This is a genomic window from Bradyrhizobium sp. HKCCYLS3070, assembly GCF_051167575.1.
Lineage (GTDB): Bacteria > Pseudomonadota > Alphaproteobacteria > Rhizobiales > Xanthobacteraceae > Bradyrhizobium.
In genome coordinates, this window is the sequence record NZ_JBNPTI010000001.1 from 1819315 (window position 1) to 1837113 (window position 17799).

Consider the following 17799-nt stretch of genomic DNA (forward strand, 5'->3'; position numbering starts at 1 on the left):
TTGCTTCGCTGCGCTCGCAATGACGGAGTTTGCGGGTCTACTTTTTTCCATAAGACACATTCATTCCGGCGCGGACGTCGTTCTGGATGCCGTAGGGGGCGATCGGGTAGCGCAGGCCGTTCCTGGCAAGCTGTTTCATGCCGGCGATCGCCTTGGCGAGATCGGATGGCTTCAGCGCCATCAGCATCTCTTCGTCCGGCACGCCGCCATAGCGGCGCTCGGCGAAGCATGGCAGCGACAGGCTCGGCTCGCCGGTTTTCAGCGCGCGTCCCCAGGAGTCGGCGCAGGCGGTCTCGCCGACGACGCCCCATTCGAACTTCTTGTAGCCGACATATTGCAGGCCGTTGATCAGGATGATCATCTGTCCCGGCGTCGCATAGACTAGGCAGATGTCCGGCGGATCCAGCCGGCCGCTCGACAGCGGGCTGACGGCCATGGCCTGGTAGCGGCCGAACGGCACGACATCCAGCGCCTCCTGTCGCTTGCGCGCGTCCTCCGCCGTGCCGTGCCAGACGCCGACATAGTTCGCGCCCTCGAGCCAGGTGTCGTCCTGCGGGCCGAGCCCGATCACCGCGCGGCACTGCGCGCCGACCAGATCATCTCCGGTGATGCCGACTGTCCAGCCGAGCCGCGAGGCCATGCTGACGATCTGGTCGGTGGTGTGCACCGCGTTGGGCCGGCGGATCTTCTCCACCTCTTCCATGTCCTCGACGCGGGCGAACATCTTGATGCCGATCACGGTCGTCTTCAGCCGCAGCAGGCCGTTGAGATCGGCCACCATGGCCGCCAGATCCAGCCTGTCCGTCCCGTTCGGCTGTTGCATGTGGCGCTCCCTCCCTACCGCACCGCCTGCCGGTCCAATGCGTGGTTCGACTTCGGGGCGCTTGTTAGACCCTCGCACCGCGTGATGCCAGTATTTCCGCCCTCCGGGCTCGCCCGCCATACCATGATCCTTCTCGATATTACGGGAATCACTTATGAATTTTCGATCCTCGGACAGGATCAGTCGATGACCCGCAGCGACCGGAAGGAAGGCGCCAAGAGCGCAACGGCCGGCCCCGGCGGAACGCTCGTGCTGTCGCCCGCCGCGCTCTACGAGGCGGGACTGCATCACCTCGGCGGAGGGCGTCTGCTCGATGCCCAGATGTGCTGCGAGCAGGCGCTGGCGGCCGACCCGGCCCACGCCGACAGCCTTGCGCTGATGGGCATCATCGCGCTGCAGACCGGCCAGCACGACCATGCCGTTGCGTGGTTCTCGCGCGCGATCCGACAGACGCCGAAGATCGACTATCTCACCAGCCTCGGCTTCACCCTGAAGCAGATGGGCCGGCTCGACGACGCCCTCGCCGTCTTCGACAAGGCGATCCAGCTCAAGCCCGACGAGGCCGAGTTGTGGAAGCATATGGGCGGCGTGCTGCTGGCGCTCGACCGTGGCGCCGAGGCGCTGCTGAGCTATCAGCACGCGCTGACGATCGATCCTTCGCACCGCGAGGCCGCGTTCCAGAGCGGCCTGCTGCTGCATCAGCAGCAGCGTTATGAGGAAGCCGCCCAGGCGTTCACCATCTGCCTGACGCAGCAGCCGAATGACCTGCAGTCGCTGCAGATGCGCGCCCGGTGCCTCCGCGAGCTCAAACACTACGACGCGTATCTGGCCGATTGTGAACGCGCGCATGCGCTGGCGCCGACCGAGGCGATGGTCTGCAACAATCTCGGTGATGCCTTTGTCTGTCTCGGCCGCAGCGCGGAGGCGCTGCCGTGGTTCGATCAGGCCCTGGCGTTGCGGCCGGACTTCGTCGAGGTGCTGCTCAACAAGGGTTTTGCGCTGATGCAGCTCCTGCGTTTCGAGGATGCTGCTGCCGTCTACCGGCAGATTCTCGCGCTCGTCCCCGATCATCCCAAGGCGGCGTGGCAGCTCGCGCATATCGAGCTGCAGTGCGGCGACTTCGTCTCCGGCTGGGCCCGGCGCGAGGCGCGCTGGGCCATGCCGGATTTCTCGATCGACTATCCGCGCTTTGCCGAGTCCAAATGGCTGGGCCACGAGGACATCGCCGGCAAGACCATCCTGATCGAGGAGGACGAGGGTTTCGGCGACACCATCCAGTTCGCCCGCTACGTGCCGATGGTCGCCGCGCGCGGCGCCAAGGTGATCTTGGTGGTGCGCGAGGCGCTGCGGCCGCTGATGGCCGGCATCGACGGTGTGACGCAATGCCTCGCCTACGCGCCGGACCTGCAGCGGCCGGTCTTCGACATGCACTGCCCGGTGATGAGCCTGCCGCTGGCCTTCGGCACCACGCTCGATACCATTCCACCGCCAAGCTATCTCCCGCCACTGCCGGCCGAGCGCATCGCGGCCTGGGAGCGGCGGCTCGGAGCGCATGACCGGCTGCGGGTCGGCCTCGTCTGGTCCGGCAATCCGCATCAGGGCAACGATCGCAACCGCTCGATGCCGCTTGCGACCCTGCTGCCGCTGCTCGATCTCGGGGCGGATTTCATCAGCCTGCAAAAAGAGCTGCGGCCAGCCGACAAGGCGGTGCTGGCGCAGCAGAGCGGCATCCGCGACCTTACCGTCGAGTTGACCGACTTCGTCGAGACCGCGGCGCTGATTTCCTGTCTCGACGTCGTGGTCACCGTTTGCACCAGCGTCGCGCATCTCGCCGCGACGCTCGGACGGCCGACCTGGATCATGCTGCCCCACCTCGCCGACTGGCGCTGGCTCAGGGATCGCGACGACAGCCCGTGGTATCCGAGCGCGCGGCTGTTCCGGCAGGATTCGAGCTGCCGCTACGAGCCGGTCGTCGCGCGCGTGCGCGGCGAGCTGGCGGCGAAAGCGGCGGGCTTCAGCAAGACGATTGCCTAGGCCGGTCCCGGAAACAGATCGTCGATGCGGCCGCGCAGGCGGTAGGCCACGAGCCCGACCCATTCGCGCACGGCGATGTCGGCGCGCCGCAGGCCGAGCAGCGAGATGCCGTCGAAGTCGAGCACGCGGCCGACGCGCCAGTCCACCGGATAGGGCTCGACCGGAAAGCCGGCCTTGCGGAACAGCCCGACCGAACGCGGCATGTGATAGGCCGAGGTCACCAGCAGCCAGCGCTCGCCCGGCTTCGGAGAGATCATCGCCTTGGAGAAGATCGCATTCTCGTAGGTGTTGCGCGACTGCCGCTCCAGCAGCAGCCGCTCCTTCGGCACGCCGAGGCTGAGCAGGATCTCGGCGCCGACATCGGCCTCCTTGGCCTCTGTCGCGATCAGGTTGGCGCTGCCGCCGGTGAACAGGATGCGCGCATTCGGATAGCGCCGCGCCAGCGCGGCGGCCTGGATCACCCGGTCGGCGCCCGCCACCGTCACCGGCATGCCGTACATGACCGACAGGTCGGAATCGACGGGACCACCGAGCACGATGATGCCGTCGGGCGCGCCATTAGCCGGGTCCCATTTCGGAAACCGGCTCTCCAGCGGATAGAGCATCAGGCTGCCGAGCGGCGTCAGGCCGACGATCGCCAGCAGCAGCATGGCCGAGACGACCAGCCTGCGCCCCAGCACGGCAAACCGGGTCAGCATCAGGATGGCGCCTGCGAGGCCCAGCGCGATCATGAAATTGGTCGGCAGTGCCAGCAGGCCGAGCGTCTTCGACAGCACAAAGAACATTGCGAACTCCGGCGCGGAGTGAGGTGCCACGGCCGCCCTCATACACGACAGCGGCCATGCGTCGCCATCTCTCTGCGGCGGCCAGCGGATGCGCTATGCTCGGTCCCGAACCGGTACGAATGAGAGGACCATGGCCCATCACCATCTGCACGCGAGCCCCGAGACCTGCCATTGGGGCTTCTTCGAATCCCGGCTGAAGCCGGTGCTCACGATCGACAGCGGTGACGAGGTCACGATCGATTCGATCAGCGGCGGGCCCGACGTGGTGCCCGACACCAGCAAATTCCACGTGCCGCCGGAATTGTTCGACGTCCACGCCCGCAGCGAGCGCATGGTGCCCGGCCACATCCTGACCGGCCCGATCGCGGTCAAGGGCGCGGAGGTCGGCGACGTGCTCGAGGTCGAGATCCTCGACGTCCAGCTGCGGCAGGACTGGGGCTACAATTTCATCCGGCCGCTGGCGGGCACCCTGCCCGACGATTTCCACGAGAGCCGGCTGATGAACATCCCGCTCGACAAGGACCGGATGGTCGGCAAGCTGCCGTGGGGCCTGGAGCTGCCGCTGGCGCCGTTCTTCGGCGTGATGGGCGTGGCGCCGCCGCCGGCCTGGGGCCGCATCACCTCGCTGATCCCGCGTGCGATGGGCGGCAATCTCGACAACAAGGAGCTCGGCGCCGGCGCCAAGCTGTATCTGCCGGTGTTCGTGCCGGGCGCGCTGTTCTCCTGCGGCGACGGCCACGGCGTGCAGGGCGACGGCGAGGTCTGCGTCACCGCGATCGAGACCGCGCTGCAGGGGCGTTTCCGTCTCACTGTGCGCAAGGATCTCAACTTCGACTATCCGCGCGCCGAGACGGCCACCCACTACATGACGATGGCGATGGACCCTGACCTCGACCAGTGCGCGGTGAAGGCGCTGCGCGACATGATCGTGCTGCTCGGCGAGAAGCGCAATTTGTCGCGCGAGGACGCCTACACGCTGTGCAGCCTCGCCGCCGACCTGCGGGTGACCCAGACCGTCAACGGCTCCAAGGGCATTCATTGTATGATCGCGAAGGCGGTGGTGCACGGGTGAGAAGACAGGGCTGAGCGTCGGGCCAAACACACTGCTGTCGTCCCTGCGAACGCAGGGACCCATAACCACCGAACCAAGTCGTGACGCGAGGTGGTTGGACTTGCGCAAGCCAACTGCTCCCTGGGGTTATGGGTCCCCGCCTTCGCGGGGACGACGCCATTGATGCCGCGCGAGGGAGCGCATCGAACGACGCGTGACGTCGCGCTGCCGCGGCAGATCCTGCCCGGGTCATGCTGCAGATCTCACCCTCTGAAATGTCGGAGGGCGCAGGGAAGGCCAGGCGCCGGCTGGCGCCTGCGGCCCGCCTGCGAGAAAAAATGCAGGCGGCAGGTACCACAGGTGCAGCCGAGAACGCCCGGCCTTCCCTGCGCGATGGTCTTCACGCTTATACGCAGTCTGCCTGGTGCGCCGGGCTTGTTGGCCACCTCCGCGCGAGGCGAAGCCTCGTCGCGATCGCGACAACGCGCAGAGCGCGTTGCGCGGATAACACCAGCGTCGGGGTGTCAGCACGCTGCGACTTCACGTCCGCGCCGAGCCGTTCGTCCGCGCACCCGAGAGGATACGCTGCGGCTCCATCACGGCCATCGCTCCCCGCCTCGCGTGTCGTGACGATCGCGCGCAACGCCCCTCCGGCCGAGGCGGGATGGCGGCACTAAAGCACAATTTCCGGAAAAGCGAAAGCGTTATTTCTGGAATGACGAACTTTTCTCGCCGTGACCGTGATGACCCGTCTACCTGCTCTGCTGAAAATTCACCAAGGGGATCCCGAAGCAGGCGCCGCGGCACGGCGGTGGTTGAAGCGACCATCGGGCACCGCGGCTCACGCGAATCTTCCCGGCCCGTGCTTCCCCGTACCATTCCGGCCCCGGACTCGCCGAGCGGGCGGAGAGTCACCGTCGCGACCTCGCCGATTCGTCATATTTCGATAAAATTCAATATCTTAACCAGTTATCCCCAAGCCGCTGTACAACCTATTGGATTCCTAATAGAGTCTAAAAAGTTACTTTTCTGTACACCGGTTACGGACTAGCTTTTAGGCATGGCGACGGAAAAAGCCGAAACTGACCGCATCCCCGTAACCCTAGCCCTGGCAACCATCGGCTATCTCGAAAAGCTCGTGAAACAGGGAACCCACGGCACCAGCGTTCCGGGTGTCTGCAGAACGTTGATTGAAGAAGGCATCCGGCTCGCCATCAAGGATGGGCTGCTGTCGATTCGCGACAACGGACGGGCGTAAGCTAGGGACACGCAACGCGGACAACAGTTTCGGTGCAGCCGTCGGCCAGGACGATCCAGGACGGATCAAACTTGGAAGCGACAACAATGCCCGCCGAACGACAGACACTCCCCACCTGGACCGAGGAACGGCTCCAGGCCCTGAAGCAGCACTTTGAGGCCGGGCTGACCTGCCGAGAGATCGCCGCCGAGCTCGGCGTCAGCCGCAACGCCGTGATCGGCAAGATCTCCCGCCTGGCGCTGACGCGCGACAATGGCGGCGACACCAGGCGCGTGGTGCGCGGCGAGACGACACGCGATGGCGCACGCCGTCCCGTGCCGAAGCTGCGCCGCCGCATCCTGCGCGCGGTCCAGAACGACCCGCCGCCTGCGATCGTCGAGGAACCGGTCGGCACCGTCGTGAATGGCTGCTCGCTGTTCGAGCTCTCCAAGGAACGCTGCCGCTGGCCGATCTCGACGCCCGGCGCGGATGATTTCTGCTTCTGCGGATCGAAGCCGATCGAGGGGCTGCCGTATTGCCCGAGCCACACGCGGATGGCGTACCGGGTGGCGTCGTCGAGGTAATGAGGGCGGCGTAGCAAAGATCCTACGGGCCTAATGGCTTTCACGCTTTGCCTAGTCTCCGCATTTTGCGGGGACGGCGCGGCGGCCTCGTCTCCCCTCCCCCTTGCGGGGAGGGGAGCTCACCGTCTCGGGGGGAGAGATCCCGTCCCAACTACACCAATGGACCCGCCCTACCCCAGCTTCCACCCAGCCTCCTGCGCGAAGCGCTGGAAGAACTCGGGCTCGTAGGCCTGCTCCGGTGACTGGCGGACGCGCAGGTCCAGCAGCTTGGCGTCCTCGCCGACGAGGATGCGCCATTGCTCCGCCTTGACGCCGTCGAGGATGATCTTGGCCGCCTGTGCCGCCGTGGTCGGCGCGTCCTCGAGGAAGCTGCGGGCGCGCTCGCGGGCGGCAGCCTGGATGTCGGCATCGCTCATGGCGGCGACGTCGATGCCCATGCCCTTCATGCGCTGGCGCGCAAGCCCGATCTCGGTCTCGCTCAGCTCGTCGGACTCGGTGCCGCTCTGCACCTTGCGCGAGTTCGACACGATCGAGGTGCCGATGTGGCCGGGCATCACCACCGAGCATTTGATGTGCGGGGCGTTGAGGCGGAGGTCGTTGATCAGCGCTTCGGTAAATCCCTTCACCGCGAACTTCGCGGCGCTGTAGGCGGTGTGCGAGACGCCCATGCCGACCGAGGCCCAGAAGCCGTTGACGCTCGAGGTGTTGACGATATGGGCCTCGTCTGCCTTCAGCAGCATCGGCAGAAAGGTGCGGACGCCGAGATAGACGCCGCCCCAGCAGATGTTGAAGGTGCGCTCCCACTGCTCCCGGGAGTTGGTGAACAGGCTGCCGCCGCCGCCGATGCCGGCATTGTTGAACAGCAGGTGGATCCTGTCGGTGGCCTGCTGCTCGGCGAGCTCATCGCGAAAGCGCTGCAGCTGGGCTTCGATCGAGACGTCGGCGACATGGGTGGTGACACGCAGGCCCTGCGGCAGCTTCTCGGCCTCGCACAGCCGCTTGGTTTCGGCCATCGCCTCGGCCGAGACGTCGCACATGGCGACGTTGCAGCCTTCGGCAACGAGCTGGCGCGCGAGCTCGCGGCCCATGCCCGTGCCGCCCCCGGTGATCACGGCGATCCTGCCGGCGAAATCCTTCATTGGATGGTCTTCCTTCCCTGCTGCGGGACGGCCATGCCGTCCCGGCGACCTGCTCGTTCTCTTCGCGGAACGCGTTCCGAGCTTAGGACGTTTCGCCGGCCTGACCAGAGGGGATGTCGGGGATTTGCGTTGCAGCGCATGCAACGAAGATTTCAGCTTGGGGTTGAACCTTCTCGAGGGGCGTCCGACTTATTCCACGGGGAGGCAGGCTCGAGGAGGTTCGCATGGCGTACCAACAGGGGCACTGGCAGGACGAAGGCTGGCGCGACACGATGGTCGATCCCGCGGGATCTGACGACGGCGCCTATGTGACGGGCTGGACGATCAGCGGGCTCGCAGTGATCGGCACCATCGTCGCGGTGTGGCTGCTCGGGATCTGAGACCCGAGACGGTCTGCAGCAGATATGAAAAGGCTCGCCGCCGGCGATCAGCCTGCGCAGGACGATTGCGCCCCCGCTCCTCCTCGCCGCGACGTTCGTTCTGCACCGCTTTGAGCTGGAGGCCGCCGCCGCGTCGCAGGCAGCGGTACAGGTTCCATCCGGTCGAACTCGTTGCATACAATTAAAGTCAATTGACTAAATTTTAGGCTGATATCGGGCGGGAAATTCGTCTGCCTAAGCTGCGATCATCTGCAAAATCGTGCCATTTCAATAGCTTGGTGCGCCTGCCTTCCCGCGCGCCGCTGGCACAAAGCTTGCGATCACTCCCTTCAAGGCTCCGCCGTGGCGGTGAAGCCGAGATGACAGCGCGGGCGGACCGACCCGCCGAGGGAGCTCACCAATGGACTTTGGCAGGATTTCACGACGGCACCTGTTGCAGGGTGGCGCGGCGCTGACGCTCGGCGCAGCCGCGGGCCTGCGGCCGGCCTTCGCAGCGGAGACGACGATCGGCTTCATCTATGTCGGCTCGCGCGACGATTACGGCTACAATCAGGCGCATGCGCAAGGCGCGGCGGCGCTGAAGAAGCTGCCCGGGCTGAAGGTGATCGAAGAGGAGAAGGTGCCGGAGACCGACGCGGTCGAGAAGACGATCGAGTCGATGATCAATCTCGACGGCGCCACCCTGCTCTTCCCGACCTCGTTCGGCTACTACAATCCGCACATGATCAAGATGGCCGCGAAGTATCCGAAGCTGCGCTTCGAGCACTGCGGCGGCCTGTGGAGCGAGAAGGACCCGAAGAACGCCGGCTCCTATTTCGGCTATATCGACGAGGCGCAGTACATTGCCGGTATCGTCGCCGGCTATACGAGCAAGAGCGGCAAGCTCGGCTTCGTCGCCGCCAAGCCGATCCCGCAGGTCCTGCGCAACATCAACGCCTTCACGCTCGGCGCCAAGCTCGCCAATCCCAAGGCCACCACGCAGGTGATCTTCACCGGCGACTGGTCGATGCCGGTCAAGGAGGCCGAGGCCACCAACAGCCTGATCGACCAGGGCGTGGACGTCCTGACCTGCCATGTCGACGGCCCCAAGACGATGGTGGAGAATGCCGCGCGCCGCGGCGCCTTCGTCACCGGCTATCACGTCAACCAGTCGCCTTTGGCACCGAAAGCGTATCTCACCGGCGCAGAATGGAATTGGGAAGCGCTGTATCCGAAGTTCGTCAAGATGCTCCAGGCTGGCGAGAGCATTCCGAACTTCTATCGCGGCGGCCTCAAGGAAGAAGTGGTCAAGATCTCGGCGTATGGCGAGGCGGTGTCCGAGCAGGCGCGCAAGCATGCCGACGACATCAAGAGCAAGTTCCTCGGTGAGGGCTACACCATCTTCAAGGGCCCGATCAAGGACAACAAGGGCAACACCGTGATCACCGCCGGCACCGAGCGCGGCCAGAAGGATCCTGAGCTCGAGAAGATGGACTACCTGGTCGAGGGCGTGATCGGAGCCACATCGTGACATCAGAGGCGGCCGATCCGGTTGATGCGGCCGCCATCGCGCCGGCCGCCGACGCAGGTTTCCTGCAACGCCATGGCGCGAGCATTGAATACATTCTCATCCCGGGCGCGGCGCTGGTCGCCGCGCTCATCGTGTTCGGCATCTTCGTCGCGCTGTTCGGCAAGAACCCGCTCGATCTCTATTGGTACATGTATTACGGCGCGTTCGGCACCTGGTTCTCCTGGCAGAACACGCTGACGCGGGCAGCTCCCTTGATTTTGACAGCGCTATGCACCGCCCTGCCCGCGCAATTGGGCATGGTGATCATCGGCGGCGAAGGCGCGCTCCTGATCGGCGCGCTCTCGGCAACCTCGGCGGCACTGGCGCTGCAGGGGATGCCGCCGCTGGTGGTGCAGATCGCGATGGTGATCGCCGGCATGACCGGCGGCGGGTTGTGGATCCTGCTGTCCGGGGCCTTGCGGCAGTATCGCGGTGTCAACGAGACGATCTCGAGCCTGCTGCTGGTGTATATCGCGCTCGCGATCCTCAACCATCTCGTCGAAGGCGCGATGCGCGATCCGGCCAGCCTCAACAAGCCGTCGACGCGCGAGATCGGCGCCGCCAACATGATCGGCAGCATTCCCGGCACCGACGTGCATTGGGGCCTGGTGTTCGGCCTGATTGCCGCCATCGCGGCCTATGTGCTGATCTACCATACCACCTTCGGCTTTGCCGCGCGCGTCGCCGGCGGCAACATCCGCGCCGCCAAGATCGTCGGTCTGTCGGTCGGCAAATTGATCCTCACCGTCTGCTTTCTCGCCGGCGCCTGCGCCGGCCTTGCCGGCATGGTCGAGGTCGCCGCCGTGCAGGGCCGCACCAACGCCAACCTCGCGGTCGGCTACGGCTTCACCGGCATCCTGGTGGCGTTCCTGGCGCGGCAGAATCCGCTCGCCATCATTCCGGTCGCGATCCTGCTCGGCGGCATCAATGCGTCGGGCGGACTGCTGCAGCGCCGGCTCGGCCTGCCCGACGCCTCGGTGCTGGTGCTTCAGGGCATCATCTTCATCTCGGTGCTGGCGAGCGACGCGCTCTACGGCCGCATCGGTTTCCTCAAGGGAAAGTCCTGATCCATGGCTGACGGCAATATCGGGCTCTGGACCGTGCCGCTCGCGGTGCTCGGCGGCGCCATCCGCGTCTCCACGCCGTTCCTGTTCGTGAGCCTAGGGGAATGCATCACCGAGCGTTCGGGCCGCATCAATCTCGGCCTCGAGGGCACCCTGGTGATGGGCGCAATGAGCGCCTATGGCATCTCCTATCTCACGGGATCGCCGTGGGCAGGCGTGCTCGCCGCTGGCCTCACCGGCGCGCTGCTCGGCGCGCTCCACGCCGGCATCTGCTCGCTGCCGCGCGTCAACGACGTCGCGGTAGGAATCTCGCTGATGCTGTTCGGCACCGGCCTCGCCTTCTTCCTCGGCAAGCCGCTGATCGAGCCCACCGCCGCGCGGCTGCCGGCGATCGATTTCGGCTGGTGGAGCGACGTGGCGCAGGTTCGCGCCGCGCTGCGCATCAACGTGCTGTTCCTGCTTGGCGTGGGACTCGCGCCGTTGCTGCTGTGGGCATTCAAGACCACGCGCTGGGGCCTCCTGATCCGCACTGCCGGCGAGAGCGCCGACGCGGCGCGGGCGATGGGCCATTCGGTGCTGATGATCCGACTGCGCGCCACCATGGCCGGCGGCTTCCTCGCCGGCATCGGCGGCTCGTTCCTGTCGCTGTTCTATCCCGGCAGTTGGAACGAGGGCTTGTCGTCGGGACAAGGCATCACGGCGGTCGCGCTGGTGATCTTCGCACGCTGGGACCCGATGCTGTGCCTGTGGGCCTCGCTGGCGTTCGGCGGTGCTGCGGCGCTCGGACCGGCGCTGCAATCCGTCGGCGTCACCTCCGGCTATCACTTGTTCAATGCCGCGCCGTATATCCTGACGCTGCTGATCATGATCATCACCTGCTCGCCGAAACGCACCCTGAGCGGCGCGCCGGCTGAATTGTCCATCACCCGCTGATTTCGGAGGTCCATCATGACCGCGCGCACCATCCGCTCCGAGCCCTATGCCTGGCCCTACAACGGCGATCTCCGTCCAGAGAACACGGCACTGATCGTGATCGACATGCAGACCGATTTCTGCGGCGTCGGCGGCTATGTCGACAAGATGGGCTATGACCTCTCCTTGACCCGCGCCCCCATCGAGCCGATCAAGACGCTGCTGACGGTGATGCGCGCGCAGGGCTTCCTGATCATCCACACCCGCGAGGGCCACCGCACCGATCTCTCCGACCTGCCCGCCAACAAGCGCTGGCGCTCGCAGCAGATCGGCGCCGGGATCGGCGATCCCGGGCCGTGCGGCCGCATCCTGGTGCGCGGCGAGCCCGGCTGGGAGATCATCCCGGATCTCGCGCCCCTGCCCGGCGAGATCATCATCGACAAGCCCGGCAAGGGCTCGTTCTGCGCCACCGACCTCGAGCTGATCCTGCGCCTCAAGGGCATCCAGAACATCGTGCTGACCGGCATCACCACCGACGTGTGCGTCCACACCACGATGCGCGAAGCCAATGACCGCGGCTTCGAATGCGTGCTGCTGTCGGACTGCTGCGGCGCCACCGACAAGGGCAATCACGATCACGCGCTGAAGATGATCAAGATGCAGGGCGGCGTGTTCGGCGCGGTCGCGACCTCCTCTGCGCTGATCGAGGCGCTGTCGTGATCGGCGACGATCCGACGCCTGCGGGCGCGTTCGGCGTCGAGGCCATCGCCATGACGATGCGCTTCGGCGCGTTCACCGCGCTCGACAATGTCGAGCTGAAGGTCAGGCCCGGCTCGTTCCACGCGCTGCTCGGCGAGAACGGCGCCGGCAAGTCGACCTTGGTCAAATGCATCATGGGCTACTATCGGCCGACCGAGGGCGACGTGCTGATCGCCGAGCGCGAGCGCGCAATCGACAACCCCAGGGATGCGCATGCGCTCGGCCTCGGCATGGTCTACCAGCACTTCACGCTGGTACCGGCGATGACGGTGGCCGAGAACCTGGTGCTGGCGCGTGACGACGTACCGGCAGTGGTCAACTGGGCCAAGGAGAAGAAGGAGCTGGAGGCCTTCCTGGCGCGCATGCCGTTCCGCGTGCCGCTCGACGCCAAAGTGTCGGACATCTCCGCCGGCGAGCGGCAGAAATGCGAGATCCTCAAGCAGCTCTATCTGAAGCGGCGCTTCCTGATCCTGGACGAGCCGACCTCGGTGCTGACGCCGGGCGAGGCGGATGAAGTCCTGGGCATGCTGCGCAAGATGGTCGAGGCCGGCGAGCTGACCATTTTGATGATCACCCACAAATTCCGCGAGGTCATGGCGTTCGCCGACGAGGTAACGATCCTCCGGCGCGGCAAGCTCGCCGGCCGCGGCAAGGTCGGCGAGCTCACCCCCGACGACATGGCGCGGATGATGATCGGCGCCGAGCAGCTCACCGTACAGCCGGCGCGCACCGGCGAGGCCGGTGCGATCAGGCTCGCGATCGACAAGCTGGTCGCCCGCGACGACGCCGGAGGCCTGGCAGTGCATGACCTGTCGCTGACCGTACGCGCCGGCGAGATCGTCGGCATCGCCGGCGTCTCCGGCAACGGCCAGCGCCAGCTGGTCGAGGTGCTCGCCGGCCAGCGCGAGGCCGAGAGCGGCGCTGTCAGAGTTTCCGGCGCAGCCTATTCCGCCACGCGCGACGAGATGCGCCGGCACAAGATGTCGCTGCTCCCCGAGGAGCCACTGAGGAACGCCTGCGTCGGCGGCATGAGCGTCGCAGACAACATCGCGCTCCGCGAGTTCGACCGCGTTCCGTTCGCGCGCGGCGGCTGTTGGCTGAACAAGTCCGCCTTCCGAAAGGACGCGACCGCCAAGATCAACCGCTACAAGATCAAGACCCGCACGCCGGACACGCCGATCTCGGCACTCTCAGGCGGCAACGTGCAGCGCGCCGTGCTGGCGCGCGAGCTCGGCCACGACGTCGAGGTGCTGATCGCCGCCAATCCCTGCTTCGGCCTCGACTTCGCGGCGGTGGCGCAGATCCATGCCGAGATCATGGCCGCCCGCAACCGCGGCGCAGCCGTGCTCCTGGTCAGCGAGGACCTCGACGAGCTGCTCGAACTGTCCGACCGCCTCGTGGTGATGTTCCACGGCCAGCTGGTCTACGAGACCCGGGCAAGCGGTGCCGATCTCACCGAGATCGGCCGGCACATGGCCGGGCATTGAGGCCGACGTCGACTGCACCGGACTACGAAACCAGCCGGCTGCCCTTGCTCGGCCCTGGATTGCTTCGCTGCGCCGCTGCGCTCGCAATGACCGTGGAGAGAGTTGGGCCCGCTCCGCGGGACATTGCACCAAACCGGGGATAAACGACTTCAGGCTGTTGACGACTAATTCATCCCGCTGAGGTAACATCGCGCGAGTGCGTGCTGGTTGCGGCCGCCTGGCCGTCCCGGCCGACATTTTTCTTCCTTCATCTCAAACATTTAAATTGCAGGTCGATTTCATGAAGGCCTATTTCATCGGCGGCGGCATCGGTTCGCTCTCAGGCGCAGCATTCATGATCCGCGACGGCGGCATCTCCGGATCGGACATCACCATCTTCGAGAAGCGCCTGCCCTATGGCGGCAGCCTCGACGGCACGCGTCTTCCGGACGGCTCCTACTCGATGCGCGGCGGCCGGATGCTGACGACCGAGCAATACGAATGCACTTGGGACCTGCTGTCGACCATTCCCTGCGAAACCAACGCTCAGGAGACCATCCTCCAGGAGACCGTGGCGTTCAACAAGCTCCACGTCACCCACGCGCAGGCGCGGCTGGTCGACGGCAACCGGCACAAGGTCGATGTCTCCACCATGGGCTTCTCGATGCAGGACCGCATCGAGATGACCAGGCTCACCGAGGCCTCCGAGGAGAAGCTCGGCAATTCCTTGATCTCGGACTGGCTGTCGCCGCCTTTCTTCACCACCAATTTCTGGTACATGTGGCAGACGACGTTTGCCTTCCAGACTTGGCACAGCGCGGTCGAGTTCAGGCGCTATCTGCGCCGCTTCATGAACGAATTCCCGATGATGGATACGCTTGGCGGCGTCAAGCGGACGGTGCACAACCAGAATGACTCGATCGTCAAGCCGCTGGTCCGCTGGCTCGAAGGCCACGGCGTCAACTTCGTCGGTGGCACGGATGTCACCGATATCGAGCTCGTCACCATCAGCGGCAAGCACCGCGCCGTCAGGCTTGCTCTGACGCAGGACGGCGCGAGCCGCACGATCGATCTCGCCGACGACGATCTGGTGTTCTACACGGCCGGCTCCATGACGGATGCGACCAGCCTCGGCAGCCACGGGGCTCCGCCGCAACAGCTCACCAAGGACGACAGCCACGGCTGGACCCTGTGGGAGAAGCTCGCACACGGCCGCCCCGAGTTCGGCAATCCGGCCGCGTTCAATTCATCGGTTCCGGAATCGAGCTTCGAGTCGTTCACGGTGACCTGCCGCAATGCGCGCTTCTTCGATGCGATGCAGACTTTCACCGGCAATGTCGCCGGCACCGGCGGGCTCGTCACGTTCAAGGATTCGAACTGGCGGATGTCGATCGTGCTCTACACCCAGCCATACTTTCCGGACCAACCCGACAACATCAGGATCTTCTGGGGCTATGGGCTCTATCCCGATCGCGTCGGCAATTTCGTGGGGAAGCCGATGTCCGAGTGCAGCGGCGCCGAAATCCTGAAGGAGCTGTGCGGGCATCTGCGCTTCCCGCTCGCCGTGTTCGACGAGGCGACCTGCGTGCCGTGCTGGATGCCCTACATCATGAGCATGTTCATGCCGCGCAGCTATGGCGACCGGCCGCTACCGGTGCCGCTCACCTCGCAGAATCTCGCCTTCATCGGCCAATATGTCGAGCTGCCTGAGGACGCCGTTTTCACGATCGAATATTCGGTGCGCGCGGCCATGCATGCGGTCTATCAGCTCTTGAAGATCGACCGGGCCATTCCGCCCGTGACGCCCTACGACAAATCGCTGAAGGTGCTGCTGCAGTCGGTGGTGAAATCATTCGCCTGACGGACCACGCGAGATCGTGATCACCGCGCGTCGCAGCGCTTGACCTGGATCAGTTCCACGAGGGAACACAGCGGCTAAGCCCCGGATCGTAGCACACGATCCCGGGTGGACCATCATGAAGGCGTATTTCATCGGCAGCGGCATCGGCGCATTGGCCGGCGCGGCATTCCTGATCCGTGACGGCGGCGTCGAAGGCCGCGACATCACGATCTTCGAAAAGCACCTGCCCTATGGCGGCAGCCTCGATGGTGCGCGGCTGCCCGACGGCTCCTATTCGCTGCGCGGCGGCCGCATGCTGACGACCGATCACTACGAGTGCACGTGGGACCTGCTCTCCACCATCCCGGATGCCGGCGATCCCAACCGCACCGTGCGCGACGAGACGATCGCCTTCAACAAGGTCCATGTCGCGCATTCGCAGGCGCGCCTCGTCGACCGCAACCGGCACAAGGTCGACGTCTCCACCATGGGCTTCACCATGCAGGACCGTCTCGAATTGGTGCGGCTGACCGAGGCCTCCGAGGAGAAGCTCGGCAACTCCCGCATCACCGACTGGCTGTCGCCGCCGTTCTTCACCACGAACTTCTGGTTCATGTGGCAGACGACGTTCGCGTTCCAGCCCTGGCACAGCGCGGTCGAGTTCAAGCGTTATCTGCATCGCTTCATGAACGAGTTTCCGCGCATCGAGACGCTGGCTGGCGTCAAGCGCACCGTGTTCAATCAGTACGACGCGATCGTCGTGCCGCTCGTCAAATGGCTGGAGGGCCGTGGCGTGAATTTCGCCGGCGGCGTCGACGTCACCGACATGGAGATCGCGACGGAAGCCGGCAAGCACGTCGTCAAGCGCCTGATGCTGGATCGCAGCGGCCAGCCGGAAACGATCGCGCTGTCGAGCGACGATCTCGTCTTCCTGCAGAACGGCTCGATGACGGACGCGACCAGCCTGGGCACCCAGGATGCACCGCCGCCGCGGCTCACCAAGCAGGACAGCCAGGGCTGGACGCTGTGGGAGAAGATCGCGAAGGGCCGCCCCGAGTTTGGCAATCCCGCCGCGTTCAACTCATCGATCCCGGAATCCTGTTGGGAATCGTTCACCGTCACCTGCCGCAATCGGCGCTTCTTCGACGCGATGGAGGCGTTCAGCGGCAACGCCGCCGGCACCGGCGGGCTCGTCACCTTCGCGGAATCCAACTGGCTGATGTCGGTCGTGCTGTATCACCAGCCGCATTTCGCCGGTCAGCCTGCTGACACGCAGGTGTTCTGGGGCTACGCGCTGCATCCCGACCGCATCGGCAATTTTGTGCCGAAGGCGATGGCCGATTGCGGCGGCGCCGACATTCTCAAGGAGCTCTGCGGCCACCTCAACTTCGACCTCTCGGTGTTCGACCAGGCGACCTGCGTGCCCTGCCGCCTGCCCTACATCACCAGCATGTTCATGCCGCGCAACAAGGCGGACCGGCCGCTGCCGGTGCCGGCGAACTCGAAGAACCTCGCCTTCGTCAGCCAGTTCGTCGAGATCCCCGACGACGTCGTGTTCACGGTGGAATACTCGGTGCGCGCGGCGCAGATGGCGGTCTATCAGCTGCTCGGCATCACCCGGGCGATCCCGCCGATCACGCGCCACGACAAGTCGTTCCGCGTGCTGATCGAGACGATGGAGAAGGCCTTCGCATAACGCCTCTCGCATCGGCAAGAACGAGCGCGCCCGGATCAGTCTCGATCCGGGCGCGCTTTCCGTCTCGCGAGGCACAGATGCGCCTCGATCCTTGTTGCGTGAATTGTCAGTAGCCGAGCAATGCGAGACCGACCCAGCTGACGGCAAACAGCGATACCACCGAGGTTGCAGCGGCGAAAACGGACAGCGAAACTTTCAAAGTCCTGAGGACCATACGCGCCTCCTTCAACGACAATGAACAGCACATCGGGGTGAACCCCGATGTCAGTCTGAAATTTCCTGGAACTGGCTCCACAACGAGCCGAACACAGGTTTGGTGCGCGCGTGCGCGCAAAGGTTCAATGTCAGGGTGTAGGGCCTCAATTGAGCTGCTCGATCGTTAACGGAGATGGCCGATCGCGGTTCCCGAATGGAACTGGAACCGCTCCAACGTAGGCCCCTCTCCCCCTCAGAGCCGCCTTCTGCGGGGCTCGAAGGTTG

The 17799-nt window shown here is 65.3% G+C and carries 15 protein-coding genes; 12 read left to right on the forward strand and 3 right to left on the reverse strand.

The genetic code is table 11. The features are described 5' to 3' along the window. Nucleotides 1-37: 37 nt before the first annotated feature. A complete protein-coding gene (locus tag ACQR03_RS08450; RefSeq protein ID WP_315755029.1) occupies nucleotides 38-823 on the reverse strand; it encodes a DUF169 domain-containing protein in 786 nt (261 codons plus the stop codon). 186 nt (nucleotides 824-1009) lie between these two features. Here ACQR03_RS08450 and ACQR03_RS08455 point away from each other — a divergent pair, with 186 nt between their 5' ends. Continuing rightward, nucleotides 1010-2857: a tetratricopeptide repeat protein gene (locus tag ACQR03_RS08455; RefSeq protein ID WP_434841186.1), complete on the forward strand. Its 1848-nt coding sequence runs from the start codon at nucleotides 1010-1012 to the stop codon at nucleotides 2855-2857. Here ACQR03_RS08455 and ACQR03_RS08460 read toward each other — a convergent pair. Continuing rightward, nucleotides 2854-3642, reverse strand: coding sequence for a YdcF family protein (locus ACQR03_RS08460; RefSeq protein ID WP_315755032.1), 789 nt, complete (start codon nucleotides 3640-3642; stop codon nucleotides 2854-2856). The two genes, ACQR03_RS08455 and ACQR03_RS08460, sit on opposite strands and share 4 nt — an antisense overlap. A gap of 130 nt (nucleotides 3643-3772) precedes the next feature. Here ACQR03_RS08460 and ACQR03_RS08465 point away from each other — a divergent pair, with 130 nt between their 5' ends. The 3 genes from ACQR03_RS08465 (at nucleotide 3773) to ACQR03_RS08475 (ending at nucleotide 6514) form a co-directional block, all read left to right on the forward strand. Beyond that, complete coding sequence (locus tag ACQR03_RS08465; RefSeq protein ID WP_316203327.1) at nucleotides 3773-4714, forward strand: acetamidase/formamidase family protein; 942 nt, start codon at nucleotides 3773-3775, stop codon at nucleotides 4712-4714. Nucleotides 4715-5753: 1039 nt separating this feature from the next. Further along, the gene (locus ACQR03_RS08470) at nucleotides 5754-5951 is read left to right on the forward strand and encodes a hypothetical protein (protein WP_006614936.1); all 198 of its coding nucleotides are present in this window, start codon (nucleotides 5754-5756) and stop codon (nucleotides 5949-5951) included. 86 nt (nucleotides 5952-6037) lie between these two features. Next, nucleotides 6038-6514, forward strand: a complete 477-nt coding sequence (locus ACQR03_RS08475; RefSeq protein WP_316165185.1) for a GcrA family cell cycle regulator — start codon at nucleotides 6038-6040, stop codon at nucleotides 6512-6514. A 170-nt stretch (nucleotides 6515-6684) separates the two neighbouring features. Here ACQR03_RS08475 and ACQR03_RS08480 read toward each other — a convergent pair whose 3' ends face one another. Continuing rightward, a complete protein-coding gene (locus ACQR03_RS08480; protein WP_315711480.1) occupies nucleotides 6685-7653 on the reverse strand; it encodes an SDR family NAD(P)-dependent oxidoreductase in 969 nt (322 codons plus the stop codon). A gap of 224 nt (nucleotides 7654-7877) precedes the next feature. Here ACQR03_RS08480 and ACQR03_RS08485 point away from each other — a divergent pair, with 224 nt between their 5' ends. From ACQR03_RS08485 to ACQR03_RS08520, 8 genes are all read left to right on the forward strand, one after another. Next, the gene (locus tag ACQR03_RS08485) at nucleotides 7878-8033 is read left to right on the forward strand and encodes a hypothetical protein (RefSeq protein WP_315711478.1); all 156 of its coding nucleotides are present in this window, start codon (nucleotides 7878-7880) and stop codon (nucleotides 8031-8033) included. A 400-nt stretch (nucleotides 8034-8433) separates the two neighbouring features. Beyond that, nucleotides 8434-9543, forward strand: coding sequence for a BMP family ABC transporter substrate-binding protein (locus tag ACQR03_RS08490; protein ID WP_315827194.1), 1110 nt, complete (start codon nucleotides 8434-8436; stop codon nucleotides 9541-9543). Beyond that, the gene (locus tag ACQR03_RS08495) at nucleotides 9540-10649 is read left to right on the forward strand and encodes an ABC transporter permease (protein ID WP_434841187.1); all 1110 of its coding nucleotides are present in this window, start codon (nucleotides 9540-9542) and stop codon (nucleotides 10647-10649) included. Before ACQR03_RS08490 ends, ACQR03_RS08495 begins: the two co-directional genes overlap by 4 nt. A gap of 3 nt (nucleotides 10650-10652) precedes the next feature. Then, nucleotides 10653-11579 carry an ABC transporter permease gene (locus ACQR03_RS08500; RefSeq protein ID WP_315711472.1) on the forward strand — a complete coding sequence of 309 codons (927 nt, stop codon included), beginning with the start codon at nucleotides 10653-10655 and terminating at the stop codon, nucleotides 11577-11579. Between the two features lie 15 nt (nucleotides 11580-11594). Beyond that, nucleotides 11595-12278 carry a biuret amidohydrolase gene (gene biuH, locus ACQR03_RS08505; protein ID WP_316202682.1) on the forward strand — a complete coding sequence of 228 codons (684 nt, stop codon included), beginning with the start codon at nucleotides 11595-11597 and terminating at the stop codon, nucleotides 12276-12278. A 50-nt stretch (nucleotides 12279-12328) separates the two neighbouring features. Continuing rightward, complete coding sequence (locus ACQR03_RS08510) at nucleotides 12329-13804, forward strand: ABC transporter ATP-binding protein (protein WP_316203382.1); 1476 nt, start codon at nucleotides 12329-12331, stop codon at nucleotides 13802-13804. Between the two features lie 280 nt (nucleotides 13805-14084). Next, the gene (locus tag ACQR03_RS08515) at nucleotides 14085-15644 is read left to right on the forward strand and encodes an oleate hydratase (protein ID WP_434841188.1); all 1560 of its coding nucleotides are present in this window, start codon (nucleotides 14085-14087) and stop codon (nucleotides 15642-15644) included. Between the two features lie 115 nt (nucleotides 15645-15759). After that, nucleotides 15760-17319: an oleate hydratase gene (locus ACQR03_RS08520; RefSeq protein WP_434841189.1), complete on the forward strand. Its 1560-nt coding sequence runs from the start codon at nucleotides 15760-15762 to the stop codon at nucleotides 17317-17319. The last annotated feature ends 480 nt before the right edge of the window (nucleotides 17320-17799 follow it).

Bases quoted from the DNA above. Each gene is read 5' to 3' on its own strand.
- biuH (WP_316202682.1), top strand. From the start codon at position 11,595: ATGACCGCGCGCACCATCCGCTCCGAGCCCTATGCCTGGCCCTACAAC.
- ACQR03_RS08520 (WP_434841189.1), top strand. From the start codon at position 15,760: ATGAAGGCGTATTTCATCGGCAGCGGCATCGGCGCATTGGCCGGCGCG.
- ACQR03_RS08475 (WP_316165185.1), top strand. From the start codon at position 6,038: ATGCCCGCCGAACGACAGACACTCCCCACCTGGACCGAGGAACGGCTC.
- ACQR03_RS08450 (WP_315755029.1), bottom strand. From the start codon at position 823: ATGCAACAGCCGAACGGGACGGACAGGCTGGATCTGGCGGCCATGGTG.
- ACQR03_RS08490 (WP_315827194.1), top strand. From the start codon at position 8,434: ATGGACTTTGGCAGGATTTCACGACGGCACCTGTTGCAGGGTGGCGCG.
- ACQR03_RS08455 (WP_434841186.1), top strand. From the start codon at position 1,010: ATGACCCGCAGCGACCGGAAGGAAGGCGCCAAGAGCGCAACGGCCGGC.
- ACQR03_RS08470 (WP_006614936.1), top strand. From the start codon at position 5,754: ATGGCGACGGAAAAAGCCGAAACTGACCGCATCCCCGTAACCCTAGCC.
- ACQR03_RS08515 (WP_434841188.1), top strand. From the start codon at position 14,085: ATGAAGGCCTATTTCATCGGCGGCGGCATCGGTTCGCTCTCAGGCGCA.
- ACQR03_RS08500 (WP_315711472.1), top strand. From the start codon at position 10,653: ATGGCTGACGGCAATATCGGGCTCTGGACCGTGCCGCTCGCGGTGCTC.
- ACQR03_RS08480 (WP_315711480.1), bottom strand. From the start codon at position 7,653: ATGAAGGATTTCGCCGGCAGGATCGCCGTGATCACCGGGGGCGGCACG.
- ACQR03_RS08460 (WP_315755032.1), bottom strand. From the start codon at position 3,642: ATGTTCTTTGTGCTGTCGAAGACGCTCGGCCTGCTGGCACTGCCGACC.
- ACQR03_RS08485 (WP_315711478.1), top strand. From the start codon at position 7,878: ATGGCGTACCAACAGGGGCACTGGCAGGACGAAGGCTGGCGCGACACG.
- ACQR03_RS08510 (WP_316203382.1), top strand. From the start codon at position 12,329: ATGACGATGCGCTTCGGCGCGTTCACCGCGCTCGACAATGTCGAGCTG.
- ACQR03_RS08465 (WP_316203327.1), top strand. From the start codon at position 3,773: ATGGCCCATCACCATCTGCACGCGAGCCCCGAGACCTGCCATTGGGGC.